General features: G+C 72.4%; 11 protein-coding genes. 6 read left to right on the top strand and 5 right to left on the bottom strand.

The annotated features are described in order from the left end of the window. Window positions 1-131: 131 nt before the first annotated feature. Complete coding sequence (locus WME73_RS21485; protein WP_437916904.1) at window positions 132-1,187, top strand: hypothetical protein; 1,056 nt, start codon at window positions 132-134, stop codon at window positions 1,185-1,187. A 117-nt stretch (window positions 1,188-1,304) separates the two neighbouring features. Here WME73_RS21485 and WME73_RS21480 read toward each other — a convergent pair whose 3' ends face one another. Beyond that, window positions 1,305-1,877: a hypothetical protein gene (locus tag WME73_RS21480; protein ID WP_437747268.1), complete on the bottom strand. Its 573-nt coding sequence runs from the start codon at window positions 1,875-1,877 to the stop codon at window positions 1,305-1,307. 356 nt (window positions 1,878-2,233) lie between these two features. Here WME73_RS21480 and WME73_RS21475 point away from each other — a divergent pair, with 356 nt between their 5' ends. Together WME73_RS21475 and WME73_RS21470 are read left to right on the top strand one after the other, a co-directional pair. Beyond that, the gene (locus WME73_RS21475) at window positions 2,234-3,109 is read left to right on the top strand and encodes a M48 family metalloprotease (RefSeq protein WP_437747267.1); all 876 of its coding nucleotides are present in this window, start codon (window positions 2,234-2,236) and stop codon (window positions 3,107-3,109) included. Window positions 3,110-3,225: 116 nt separating this feature from the next. Then, window positions 3,226-3,555, top strand: coding sequence for an FKBP-type peptidyl-prolyl cis-trans isomerase (locus WME73_RS21470; protein WP_012236426.1), 330 nt, complete (start codon window positions 3,226-3,228; stop codon window positions 3,553-3,555). A gap of 106 nt (window positions 3,556-3,661) precedes the next feature. On the opposite strand, the gene WME73_RS21465 is transcribed toward WME73_RS21470, so the two are convergent. Continuing rightward, window positions 3,662-4,849 carry a Stp1/IreP family PP2C-type Ser/Thr phosphatase gene (locus WME73_RS21465; protein WP_437916903.1) on the bottom strand — a complete coding sequence of 396 codons (1,188 nt, stop codon included), beginning with the start codon at window positions 4,847-4,849 and terminating at the stop codon, window positions 3,662-3,664. A gap of 101 nt (window positions 4,850-4,950) precedes the next feature. After that, window positions 4,951-5,781, bottom strand: a complete 831-nt coding sequence (locus WME73_RS21460; protein ID WP_437747265.1) for a hypothetical protein — start codon at window positions 5,779-5,781, stop codon at window positions 4,951-4,953. A gap of 91 nt (window positions 5,782-5,872) precedes the next feature. Between WME73_RS21460 and WME73_RS21455 the strand changes: the two genes are divergently transcribed. Beyond that, window positions 5,873-7,348 carry a sigma 54-interacting transcriptional regulator gene (locus WME73_RS21455; RefSeq protein WP_437916902.1) on the top strand — a complete coding sequence of 492 codons (1,476 nt, stop codon included), beginning with the start codon at window positions 5,873-5,875 and terminating at the stop codon, window positions 7,346-7,348. A gap of 36 nt (window positions 7,349-7,384) precedes the next feature. Here WME73_RS21455 and WME73_RS21450 read toward each other — a convergent pair whose 3' ends face one another. Continuing rightward, entirely contained in the window at window positions 7,385-8,752 is a 1,368-nt protein-coding gene (locus WME73_RS21450; RefSeq protein ID WP_437916901.1) for a hypothetical protein, read from the bottom strand. Between the two features lie 292 nt (window positions 8,753-9,044). Between WME73_RS21450 and WME73_RS21445 the strand changes: the two genes are divergently transcribed. Beyond that, a complete protein-coding gene (locus WME73_RS21445; RefSeq protein WP_437916900.1) occupies window positions 9,045-9,290 on the top strand; it encodes a hypothetical protein in 246 nt (81 codons plus the stop codon). Window positions 9,291-10,306: 1,016 nt separating this feature from the next. Here the strand turns inward: WME73_RS21445 and WME73_RS21440 are convergent. Beyond that, window positions 10,307-10,723, bottom strand: coding sequence for a YbjN domain-containing protein (locus tag WME73_RS21440; protein WP_437747261.1), 417 nt, complete (start codon window positions 10,721-10,723; stop codon window positions 10,307-10,309). Window positions 10,724-10,936: 213 nt separating this feature from the next. Between WME73_RS21440 and WME73_RS21435 the strand changes: the two genes are divergently transcribed. Then, window positions 10,937-12,748 (top strand): N-acetylmuramoyl-L-alanine amidase, encoded by a 1,812-nt coding sequence (locus WME73_RS21435; RefSeq protein WP_437916899.1) that lies wholly within the window; start codon window positions 10,937-10,939, stop codon window positions 12,746-12,748. The last annotated feature ends 37 nt before the right edge of the window (window positions 12,749-12,785 follow it).

The raw sequence follows: 12,785 nt of genomic DNA, 5'->3' as shown, positions 1-12,785 counted from the left end.
GCGTCTCGCTTCCGGTTATGCTCTGCCGCAGCGCGCCCCGGGTCCACGAGCGGCGCTTGCGGTTCTGCGGAGGCGGTTCCCGCAGGGGCCTGGCGGCGTGCGGCATCCCAGAGAGGGCGCAGCGAGCACAGATGAGCACCGAGAGCGCGTCGAAGCCGGTCCAGGTCGCCGGAGCTACGAAGAAGCGAGGCAAGGCCAAGTACATCGTGCTCGTCGGCTTCGTGCTCATCATCGTCCTCGCCCAGCAGACGGGGCTCCTCGGCTTCGGCGTGGCGCACCTCCGCGCCGCAACCTTCCCGAGAGACGAGTCGCTGCTCGAATATGTCCAAGGCAACGTCCCCGGCGTGGTGATCGTCGACCCTCACCAGATCGATCTGCAGGCGCTCGGCGCGGAGGGGAGCGCGGTGCGGCTGCACATCGAGCGCACCCGTGACGACATCAAGAAGGCGACGGGCATCGATCTCGGGTTCGATGTCGACAAGCTGGTCGTCGCCCCGTCGCTCGTGGTCGCGCGCGGGCGTTTCAACGAGCAGAAGCTCGCGGAGCGCCTGGCGACGCACAGCTACGTCCAGGCGGAGTACAAAAGCGTGAAGTACCTGCTCCGCGCCGGCGAGGACGCGATCGCCGTGCGCGACGGGTCGATCCTGCTGTATGGCGCCGAGCCAGAGATCCGCGCCAGCATCGACGCCGAGGAGGCCGGGACGTCGCTGGCGAGCCGGGACGAGGCGACGTCGCGCCTCGCGCACATCGGGTGGGATCGTCCCCTCCTGGGCGTCGCCCTCCTTTCCGAGAGCAAGCCGAGCCTCCGCGCGATCCTCACCGGCTCCACGGGCCCGCGCGCCGTCACCGTCGGCGTCTCGACGAAGGGCGGGCTCTCGGCGACCGTCGCGATCGACGCCGCGTCGGCCGACGCGGCCGAAGAGCTCCGGAAGCTCCTCGAGGAGAAGCGCGCGAACGTCGATGCGCTGAATGCGCTCGTTGGCCCGGAGCCCGGGGCGGCGCTCGCCGAGATCGCGAAGCGCGCGACCCTCACCGTGGAGCCGGGCGCCGGCCGGCTGACGGTGCAGGTGGAGGTGCGCCCCGAGGAGATCGAGCTGCTCGCGAAGGCCGGCCATGCGGCGGCAGGCTCGCTCGGGGATATGTACAAAAATGTGCGGCTGCTTCAGCTCCTCGCGCCGGGCCCGTGAGGTCACCGTCTGAGCGGAAGGCGCGCTCGGCCCGTATCGAGGTGGGCACAGCTGTGCGCGACAGCAGCACCGCTCATGTCGAGCTGGAGCGGCCGGCGGGGCGTCCCTGGTCGAGGCTCAGAGCTCGGCGCAGCGCGGGCACCGCGCCTCGACCCGGTCTGTCGCGCTCTTGACCCGGGCGCGTGCGGAGTCGCACCGCTGGTCCGCATCGCCGGCGAGCCCGCAGAGGTGCTGCGCGGCGCGGCTCATGGACGCGAGCGCGCGGCACGCGGTCTCGCACGGCGACGCGGACGTCGGCTCGGCCTCGATCTTCTTGGCAGGGGGCTCGCCGCCGGCGGCCGTCGCCCGCGGTGACGGCGCGGCGCGGCTGTCGGGTACGCTCGGACTCGGCGGCGAAGCCGCCGGCGGCGGCGCTCCCGGCTGCGCCGCTTCCGCCACGGTCCGGCCCTCGTCGCGCTGCGCGGGCGCGCCGATCGCCTGATCGAGCTCGTCCTCCGCGCGCTCGAGCTCCGCGAGCGCATCATCGGCCGTCTCGACGGCGCTTCCCTTGTGCGGCGACATCGAGGTCGCAGCGGCGGGCTCCGGCGCCACCGGGGCTTGCGCGACGGAGGCGCCGCCGCAGCCAGAGAGCGTGGCGGCGCTGATCCACAGGGTGGCGGCGGCGGCAGACCAGGCACGGTGTCTGTTCATCGGTCCTCCTGCGCCTGACGCCCGGCGCCCAGCTTTCGGCTCATCGCGGCGCCGCGGCGTCGCGGACAGCGCGCCGAGATCTTGCGTGCGGCGCGGCGAGGTTGACCCCCTCGCCGTGCGCTATGCTCGCGGCGATGAATCTGCTTCGACCGATCGGCGCCCTCGTTCTGGCTCTCGGACTGGTCGCAGGCTGTCAGCGAGGCAGCTCGCGCCGGCCTGCGTCTCAGCCGTCGTACGGCCAGGCCTATCCTCCGTACGGCGCGCCCCAGCAGGGTGCTCCTCCACAGCAGCCTGGGTACCCGCAGCAGCCCGGGTACCCGCAGCAACCCGGGTACCCGCCGGCGCAGACCGGGCCTGTGCCGGCGCCTACCTTCAACGTGCCCACGATGCCGGGGCTGCCGGTGCTCGGCGATCCCATCAACGACATCAACGTCAGCTGGCTCCAGTCCGAGGCCGGCGTCGTCATGGGCGCGTTGATCGGCGCGCTGCCGGCGGCCTCGCAGCAGAAGGTGAGGGGCATCCCGTTCATCGCCGATCCGACGGTGGGCGAGGTGAACGCGTTCGCCGGCTGTGACGACCAGCGGATGCCGTTCATGGCGATCACCGACGGGCTGCTCGAGGTCGAGGCGCAGATCGCGCAGTTCAAGGCGACCGACGAGGTCTTCGGGACGAGGAAGCTCGACGAGTTCCTGCGGATGCTCGCGCAGCGACAGCGGCCTGGGCAGCCGATCGTCCGGCCGCCGGTGGGCTTCGTCGATCCGGTGCAGCACACCGACGCGCGCAAGGTCGAGCGGCAGCGCCAGCTCTACCACGAGCAGCTCGCGTTCGTTCTCGGCCACGAGCTCGGCCACCATCACCTCGGGCACACGGGCTGCGCGAACGGGCAGGGGGGGAGCCGGGGCGTCACGCCCGCGGATCTCGGGCGGATGCTGTCGCGCACGCTCCCCATCTTCAACCAGCCGAACGAGATCGCGGCGGACGTGGCGGGCGTGAACAACCTGCTCGCCGCTGGCGCGCGGCAGCAGGGGTACCGCTGGACCGAGGGCGGCGCGATGCTCACGCTCGGCTTCTTCGCGTCGCTCGATCAGCTCACGCCGGCCACGATCCTGTTCGCCTTCGAGCAGACGCACCCGCACCCGCTGCTGCGGCAGCCCGTCGTCCAGCAGACCGCCAACACCTGGCGGATGACCGGAGGCGCGCCCGTGTTCACGTTCCCTGGTTTCGGCGGCTGAGCCACGATTACCCGGGCGTCTTTGCGCTCGCGGGCGCTCGTCCGGAGGGCTCATCTGCTGCTTCGGCTTGACGCGACCGTGCAGCGCTCCTCCCATCGCGCCGAAAGGAGTCGACCATGCAAGCAGAGCTCGGGATCGAGGACCTCAAGGAAGGCACAGGCGCGGAGGCGAAGCACGGCCAGCTCGTGACGGTGCACTACGTCGGCACGCTGACCAACGGCGACAAGTTCGACAGCTCGCGCGACCGCGGCCAGGGATTCTCGTTCAAGCTGGGGGCCGGGCAGGTGATCAAGGGATGGGATCAGGGGGTCGCCGGCATGAAGATCGGCGGCCTCCGCAAGCTGACGATCCCGCCGGAGCTCGGCTACGGCGCTCGCGGCTTCCCGCCCGTGATCCCGCCGAACTCGACCCTCGTCTTCGAGGTCGAGCTGCTCGCGGTCAAGTGATCTGTCGCGTCGCCCCCGCGGCGTCGGTCGCTGCTCGCGACCGGCGCTCGGGGCGGCGCGCAGGTCGACGCCGACGCGGCCGCCCCGAGCGCGCCCGCGGCGCGGCTCACGGCTTGATGGGGGCGCCACACTCGACGCAGAACCGGTTGCCGATGAAGAGCTCGTGCTTGCAGTGCGCGCACCGCGCGACCCGCACCTCGGTCGCGCGCTTTGCGGGCTTCGATGGCGGGGCTTCCTTCACGGGAGGCCTCGCCGCCGTCGTCACCGCGGTGTAGCGACCGGAGCCAGCGGCGGCCCGCGAGCGCCGATCCGTGAACGGCGCGGCGGCCATGCGCGCCACCGTGCCTGGCGCGCTGTGGGCCTGGCTCCGCAGGCCGCTGTCCGCGATGGAGTGGACCTGCTGCGCCGCGATGTCGAGATCGACCTCGTCGACCGGGGGCTGTCCGTCGTGGACCGCCGCGGGCGGAACCGTCTCGCCGAACTCATCGACGTGGAGGGGCCGGGTGTCGTCGAGCTCGGCGCTGTTCGGTTGCCGCTCGTCCTGCGCGTCGAGCTGGATGCGGACGATCAGCGCCGAGATGTTGTCGGTCCCGCCCGCCTCGTTGGCCATCTCGATGAGGAGCTCGCAGGCCTCGTGCGGATCCTGGGTGATGTCGAACACATCGAGCATCTGCTGCTCCGAGATCATCCCGCTCAACCCGTCCGAGCAGAGCAGGAAGACGTCGCCGGGCTGGGTGGGCTCCGAGCGGATGTCGACCTTCACGGCGTCCTTCATGCCGAGCGCGCGCGTGATGATGTTCTTCGGGAGCCTCGCCAGCTCGTCCTGGCTCAGGTCGGGCTTGAGCGCGAGGGCGTCGTTGATGAGCGAGTGGTCCTTCGTGAGCTGCTCGATCTCGCCGTGTCGGATCCGGTAGCAACGGCTGTCGCCGACGTGCCCGACATGGATCTGCTCCGTTTCGCACGACACGTAGGCGGCGACCACCGTCGAGCCCATGCCCTGGTGCTGGGTGTACGTGTTCGAGATGACGAACACATCGTGGTTCGCCTTGCGGATCGCCGCGACGACGCGGCGTGCTTCCGGATCGAGCTCCTGTTCGTCGGCCGGGACGGGGCCTGGCAAGCTGCCGGCGCGGGTCGCCTCGAAGAAGTTGTCGAGCGATTTGGTCGCGAGCGCGCTGGCGACGTTGCCCGCGTTGTGCCCGCCCATGCCGTCCGCCACGACGAAGAGGCCGAGATCGGACTTCACGAGGACGTTGTCCTCGTTGTGCTTTCGCTGGCGACCTACGTCGGTCACGGCAGCCGCGACGGGTCGGGTGCGGCTGCTCGTCCTGAACTCGCCCATTCGCGGCAGATTATACCTGCCCCTCGCTCTGGACCGCCCACATTCCGGCTGCTTTAGCGGCGGGCTGCTCCCTGGAAGCCGGTCGCTTGAGCGGCGATCCTCGGTGACGTACCGGCCGAGGCTGCCGGTGGTCGCGTGCCCCGGGGTAGGGGATCCAGCGCGAGGCGCACACCGATCTGGAAGAATCCGTAGGCCGTGGGGTCGGAACCCTCGTCGGGGCGCGAGAGGTAGGTGCCGGCGTCGAGCTCTGCGAACACACCGACGCCAAGGATCGGCGCCGGGTAGAAGTCGGCGCCCAGCGCGATGCGGGCGACATCGAGACCGTGAAACACGTGATCGGTCCCGGTGGGACCGGCCGCCGAGGCCTCCGGCCATGTGAAGACCGCTCGCCGGTACCCCACGCCGTAGCTGATCCACGGGTCGACCGCGATCCCCTGGGCGACGTGGTAGACGAACCCCAGACCCAGATCGAGGCTTCGGCCGGAGCAGTCGCTGCAGCCTGCCGCTGCCGGGAGCAGGGTGTAGGAGCCGCTTGCTTCCAGGACGGTCACGCGGCTCAAGCCGATGCCGAGGTTGGCGCCGAAGGCGAACCCGCCAGAGACCGTGTCGGCGACCGGTTGGCCGGCGGCCATGCTGCCGAAGGGCTGGCTGTACCCGGCCCGTCCCTGGAGCAGGAGGTGTCCGCTTCGATCGTCGGGCCCGGCGGGGCGCTTCACCCCGGCTTCCGGCCCGGCCTCCTCTTCTTCTTCGGCCGCGGCCGTCTCCTCGGCTGCGGCCGTCGCCTGATCTGCGGGCTGTGCGAGGGCCTGGTTGGCCGAGAGCACCCAGCCCGCTGCCGCCACGCCGAGCAGCGGCGCGGTCCACCTTGTCGAGCGCGATCTCACGAACGGCCTCTAGAACAGCGCGGTCCAGAGCGCAAAGGGGGCGCGTTCCGACGAGCAGGAATGTCGCCCGGGCGACGCAACTGCGCCTCGCGTGCCGACGACAAACCTCCTGGACATGGACGACGCACAGATCCGCAGCGACCACGACAGCCCTTCCAGACCCCTCACCTCGGCTCACGGCGGTATGGCGGCGTCCGCGCCGCCTGCGGCGCCAGCCGCGCCCCTCGTGGCGCTGCCGGGAGCGCTCGTCGGAGCGCCCGGCGGTCGATCGGACCCCGGCGCGCGCGGCGGTGAGCCCCTCTCGACCCGGGACGTCACCGTGGAGATCGTGGACGATAGCGACGCGCTCGCCACGGTGTGGCTCCGCTGCGAGCATCCCAGCGGAGGCGCTCCAGTGCGCATCGCCGTCGCGCCGGGGGCCGAGCTCATCCTGGGAAGCGCTCCGGCTGCAGACGTGAGGCTTGATGATGCCGCGGTGAGCGCCCGGCACTGCCGCGTCGCGCACCGCGGCGCATCGATCGAGGTGACGGACCTCGGCTCTCGCAACGGCGTTCGCGTCGGTGGCGTCCGTGTGCGGCAGGCGATGCTCGTTCCTGGCGGCTGCTTCGAGATCGGTCGCACGGCGATGTGCGTCGAGGCGGCCCGAAAAGTCCCGGTGATCGAGGAGGATGGGCCGCCGCTCCCCGGGCTCATCGGCCGCTCGCGGCCCATGCGGCAGCTCGCCGCGGCGGTGCGGCGGGTGGCGCCGCTCCAGCTCCCCGTGCTGCTGCGCGGCGAGTCGGGCACGGGCAAGGACCTCGTGGCCCGGGCGATCCACGCGGAGAGCCCCCGGGCCGACCGGCCGTTCGTGGTCCTGAACGCCGCCACGATCCTGCGGGAGCTCGCCGAGTCCGAGCTGTTCGGCCATCGTCGGGGTGCGTTCACCGGCGCGGTTCGGGAGCGTCAGGGGGCGTTCGTCGAGGCCAGCCATGGGACGCTCTTCCTCGACGAGATCGCGGCGCTCTCGCTGGAGGTCCAGGCGAAGCTGCTGCGCGTCGTCGAGGAGGGGATGGTCCGCCCGCTGGGCGCGGAGAGGGCGACGCAGGTCAACGTGCGGCTCGTCGTCGCCACCTGCGAGCCCCTGGAGACCCTCGTCAGCGAGCGTCGCTTCCGCGCGGATCTCTACGAGCGCCTGGCGGTGTGCCGTCTTCAGCTCCCCGCGCTGCGCGATCGGCCCGACGACATCCCGCTCCTGGCCGAGCACCTCCTGGCGAGCTCCGAGATTGGCCGGCGCCAGCTGTCCCCTGGGGCGCTCGCAGCGCTGAGGGCGCACCGCTGGCAAGGCAACGTCCGGGAGCTGCGGAACGTGCTCATTCAAGCCGCGCTGCGCGCGCATGGCCGTGTGCTGCCCGAGCACATCACGGCGGTCATCGCCGATCGCGAGCCCCCGGTCCGCCGGAAGATCACGCCCGCCGATGCGCTCCGCGCCTTCGAGGAGGTGGGCGGCAATGTCAGCGCCGCTGCCCGCCTCGCGGATGTCCCGCGGTCGACGATGCGGGATCTGCTTCGTATCGCCAGGGATACGTGAGCTCGAGCCGCGGCGCCCGCGCACCGGACTGCAGCGCTAAAAGGCGCCTGCGACGCTGAGCGTGGCCTGACCTGGCGCCACGAACGGCGCGATCGCGGTGATGCGCGGCCCGTCGGCCGCGGTCTGCTGCTTCTGCGGGTACCAATCGATCATGGCGTAGGTCGCGGTGCCGACGACCCCGACGCCGAAGAGGACCCACCCTGTGATCGCCCAAGGGACCGCGCCGTCAAAGCGGTCGAGCTTCTCGCGGAGCTTTCCGCATGCGTTCCTGAAGTCGGGGAGGTCGCCCGATGGATCTTCGCGCGCGCCACAGGGCTGAGACCTGCGGTTCGCAGGGATCGCGCTCTGGTGACCCGCGACGTACGTCTCGATCTGCTGCCCGATGTCGTCGGCGCTGCTGCGCGCGTCCACCGTGATGGCCGAGCCGACGATCCCCATGACCAGGCCGACCCCGGCGACGCCGGTCCCTGCCCAGGCGAGCGGCTTGCGAGCGTACCAGTGGAAGAACGGCTCGCGTCCGCCGGAGGCCTGCGCCGGGCTCATCGAGCCCATCGTGCTGCTCGTCGAGACGCTGACGGCGCCCGAGCTCGTCGGCGCTGCGAGTGACGGTGAGGGGCTCGGCGCGGCTGCGCCCGGAGCCATCGCGCCGGGAGCGGTCGCGCCCGGCGCTGGCGGCGCGATGTTCGTCGCCGGAGGCTGTGCCGGCGGTGGCGGCACGGCGCCCGGGGGGGCTGAGGTGGGCGCAGCGGTCGGCGTCGCCGGGGGGGGCGCGCCGACAGGCGGCGTCGCGGGCGTCGCACCGCTCGTGCCCAGGGTGAGCGTCGCGGGCGTGGCTGTGCCGATCTTCGCGTCCACCTGCGTGGTCGCTGATCGGTCCAGGTAGGTCGCGAACAAGGTGTGCTTGCCGGGCGTCACGAACACCGGATCGAGCAGCGGCGCCTTGCCGATGAGGACGCCGTCAACGCTGATGTCCGCGCCATTCGCGTCGGCGGTCACGACGAGGAAGCCGGTCTTCCGTTTCACATCGGCGATCGCCTTCTCCGCTGCCGCGCGCTGCTCCGGCGTCGCCGCGGCGTGCTCGCGCAGGAACTGCTGCAGGTGCTTGCCGGCGTCCTGGAGGTGATTGGAGCGAAGCTCGCTCTGTCCGAGGTTGAGCAGCACTGCCGGGTGTCGCTTGAGCGCGTAGACCTGAAGGAACGCGGTGCGTGCCTCCTCGAACCGACCGGCGTCGTACGCCTTGACCCCTTCCTCGTAGCGCTGGCGCGCGACCTCGGTCACGGGATCGGACGGTTGCGCGAAGCTCAGCGGTTCGCTGAAGAGAGAAGGGGGGAGCCCGGCCTCCGTGAGCACGGCGGGAGCGATCAGCGAGAGCAGGAGGACTGGGGCGCAGGCGCGTGTTTTCATGGCTCCTCAGATCGGGCTTCGCCTCGTCGGCGTCCGCGAAAGGATACGATTGCAGCAGGCCTCGCTGCCGAGGCGAGAAAGAGGTGCGCTTCAGAACGGCGCATCGCGGATGATGCCGCCGCCCTTGCTGCCTCCGGTCGAGCTCGTGCCACGCGGCGCCGGTGCAGGAGGCGCGGGCCTCTGTGCAGGGGGGGCAACCTTCGGCCTGGTCGCTGGCACCGCGGGCGTCGCTGCGCTCCCGGCGGAAGCGGGCGCCGTGGCAGATGCAGGCGCCGTAGCCGCAGGAGGCGTCGTGACAGAGGTAGGCGCCGCCGCGGCGGCAGATGTTGTCGCCGTGGGAGCCGGAGGCGACGCTGAGGCGCTCGACGCCGGCGAGACGCCGTCGTCCCTAGCGGTGGCGGCGGTCGAGGCGGCGGGGGGCGCCTGCGAGGCGGCGGGGGGCGCCTGCGAGGCGGCGGAGGGCGTGGTCGCTACGGCGGGTGTCTCCGCCGTCGACGATGCCGCCGGGGGCCCGGGATCCTCGCCGGCGTCGTCTTGACGCAAGGTGCGAACGACGACGAGCAGCAAGGCCACGCCCGCGAGGGCGAGCACGACCCGCAACGCCGTCTTGTTCGGCGTGGACACGGGGATCTCGATCGGATCGTGGTCCTCCGTGCGGATGCCGGACGCGGCCACGGAATCAGCGCTTTCCCTGGCTGGATGCGCCGCGCGGGAGCCCCTGCGCGCCGGCCGTGCCGACGGCGGTTCATTCTCCGGGGGCGGGGAGGGCGACCGGTCCACCCGCGGCTGCGGCTCAGCGGCGTGCGCGCCGGCCGCGGCGCCTGGCGGGCCGGCCGCAGCCGCCGGCTCACCCATTCCTACCTGTGTTTTCCCTGCGGGCGCGGGGGGCTGGTCCCGCGCCACCGCGCCGCCCTCCAGCGCGATCGGGGCGCTCGCGTCCGAGGCGCCTCCGGCCGTCCGGGCGTCGATGACCGGCTGAGGCGAGGGGCTGGCCTGCTCACCGGCCCCTGCCATTCCCGCGTCGCGGGACGTGGCCCCCGCCGCGGGCGGTCCCGGCGGGTCCTCGCCGATCGCGATGGTCGGGACCCCCTCGATCACGGTGTCGGACACGCCGGACGCGCCGGCTGGTGGGGCCTCGATGACGCGCGTCGTGGGCGCCGCAGGTGCAGCAGGAGAAGGCGCCACCGCGGGTCCAGGCTTCACCGCCGGCGCTTCGGCGGGGGAGGCCGCCTGGGCTTCCGACGATTTCGCAGCGGATGCGCCGGGCTCCTGAGCAACGGCGCCGCCGCGCGCGTCGCCTCGGGCGCCCGACAGCTCGTCGAACCCCTCCCAGGATGGCCGGATCGACGACGCGATCCGTTCCGCCTCCTCAGCAGAGAGGGAGCGCTCACCAGGTTCCGCGGTCGTCGGTTGCTCCCCCGCAGTCATCGCGGTGAGGAACTTACCACCCGCGTCTGCTGCACCGCAATCTCGCGACGGATCGGCGCATCACGGGCTGCCGCGCACGGCGGGAGCGCGCGCCCCCCGGCGCCCCCGGAAACCACCGCGAACGGCTCACCCGCCGCGCACATCGCGCAGCAGCGCGTCATCCCAGGTGTCGGCGACCTGGCTCACCGTCGTGACGATATCCTCGAACTCTTCGTACTCGAGCGCGCTGAGGCGCCGCAGGCAGCGCACCACCACCTCGTTGCGCGACTTGTCGATCGCGAAGGCCGCGTCGGAGGTGGTGATGAAGCTGAGCTCCAGGAGACGTCTATAGAAGGCCTCGCGCCCGCTCAGGGGGACGGCCATGATGGGAGAAAAGACCATCAGGACGCCTTGAGCCTCCAGCACGTTGACGCCGATCGTCGCGCTCCCGTGCTGAAGCTGCGCGTACCCCGTCTCGTCGAGCGTGCTGGCGCCAACGCCGCTCGGCGCTCTGGCCCCGCCTTGAGAGCTCGCGTTGTACCGGGCGAGATACGCGTTGACCATGCTCGTCGCGTCGGCAAACCTCTCCCCCGACGCGCGGTCCGCGTAGAGGGGTCCTGTGGATGAAGTGGGCGTGAGGTCGGGCACGTGAAACCTCCTGGACGCATCGCCAGTCGCTCGGCGCGCGGGGCTGAACTGGCGAACCGACAGCACACCAGCCCGGCGTGGTTGCATCGTAGCGCTCCGGCGTTCGCGGCGATCGCGCTTTTTGCAGTGGTGGCGCACGCCACCCTCGGGTGCAGCGCGGAGGGCGGCGCGCCGGCTGCGCCCGCCGGCATCTCCGACGAGGAGCGCGCCGCCGCGCTGCTCGATCCGGCTGCGCTCCTCCCACCCCGCGCTGAGACGGTCGCCCTCGCCGATGCCGTCGCCATCGCGTCATCGCGCGCCGGGGCGCCGGCGCAGGCGGCCTCGCTCGCGGAGCTGGCCGGCGACCTTCGCGTGCGGCTCTTCCGCCTCGATCAGGCGGTCACCGACGCGCGCGAGGCGATGGAGCTCTACAGCGCGGCGGCGACGGCCTTCCGCGCCTCGGCCGATCCGGCCCACGTCGAGCGCGCGTGCCAGGCCGAGCGCCGCCGCGCGCTGCTCGCCGGCGAGCTCGCTCACGACGCGGCCGTCGCGTACCGCGAGCTCTACCTGGTCTCGCGGCGCTACGCGGCCCTCGCCCCGCCCGCGCCGTCCGGCGGCGCGCCGCGCTCGCAGTGCCTGGGCGCGCTCGCGCTCGCGCTCGCGCAAGCCGCTGCCTACCGGCCGAGCGGGGATGCGCTGCGCGCCCTGGAGCAGGAGGGACACCGCGTCGAGGGCGTCGCGCTCGCGCTCGCCTCGGGGCCCGCGCCGGGCTCCTCCGCCGCGCCCGCGAGCTCCGCGGGCGCGGCGCCGGTGCAGGTGACGACCGCCGAAGCCACCGGCGACGTCGTCGTCGCCCCCCGTGCGCCGGCCGCGCCCACCGGCCCGGTGAAGATCACCTCGATCGAGCGGCACGGCTCGGACAAAGGGGCGCGCGTCGTGGTCCAGCTCTCCGCGCCGACGACGTTCGACGTCGGCACGCTCGCGGCGGACGAGAGCGCCGGCAAGGACGCGCGCGTGTTCGTCGACATCGCGAGGGCGACGTCGCGCGGCATCGCGAGGGAGATCGAGGTCGGCGGCGTCCTGCGGCGCGTGCGCGTCGGCGTCCAGCCGGATGGAACGCGCGTCGTCCTCGATCTCGCCGCCAACCTGCACCGCCGGATCTTCTACCTCCCCGATCCGTTCCGGATCGTCGTCGACGTGAGCACCCGCCCTCCGTTGCGCGATGACAAGGACAACCCCGGCGGCGCGCGAGAGGTCCGGCGCGTCGCGATCGACCCGGGGCACGGCGGCAACGACACCGGCGCCGTCGGCCCGACCGGGTTGAAGGAGAAGGACGTGACGCTCGACGTCGCCCACCGCGTCGCCCCGCTCCTCGCGCGCGAGCTCAAGATCGAGACGCTCCTCACGCGGGACAGCGACACCTACGTCCCGCTGGAGCTCCGCACCGCGCGCGCGAACGCGTTCCACGCCGACCTGTTCGTGTCGATCCACTGCAACGCGAGCGAGAACGGCCGCGCTCGTGGGGTCCAGACGTTCTCGCTCGCGGCCCCTCACGACGGCGAGGCGACGTCGGCGCAGCTCGCGGCGCGCGAGAACGCCGCCCGCGCCGGGCGGGCTGGGCAGGGCGTGGACCCAGGTGATCCCGGCGCCCGCCTCGAGGTGGCGGCGATCCTGTCGAACCTCAACGTCGGCGACATGGCGGCCCGCTCGCGCCACTTCGCCGAGCTCCTCCAGCGGTCGTCGCTCGCCTCGCTCTCGCCCCGCTACCCCGACACGAAGGATCAGGGCGTCAGGGGCGCGGGCTTCTTCGTCCTCGCGGGCGCCGACATGCCGGCCGCGCTGTTCGAGACCGCGTTCATCTCGAACCCCGAGGACGAGGCTCGCCTCGCGACCGCCGACTTCCGGCAGAAGATGGCGGACGCCATCGTGAACGCGATCCGCGCCTACCGCGAGGGCAAGTGAGGGGCGCCGCTGGCCTGCGCGGGCGTCGCCCGCTCAG

The sequence above is a fragment of the Sorangium sp. So ce302 genome (assembly GCF_051530145.1).
In the GTDB taxonomy this organism is placed as follows: domain Bacteria; phylum Myxococcota_A; class Polyangia; order Polyangiales; family Polyangiaceae; genus Sorangium; species Sorangium cellulosum_B.
Note: the sequence above shows the minus strand (reverse complement) of the source record. Positions and strands in the feature narration are given on the sequence as shown.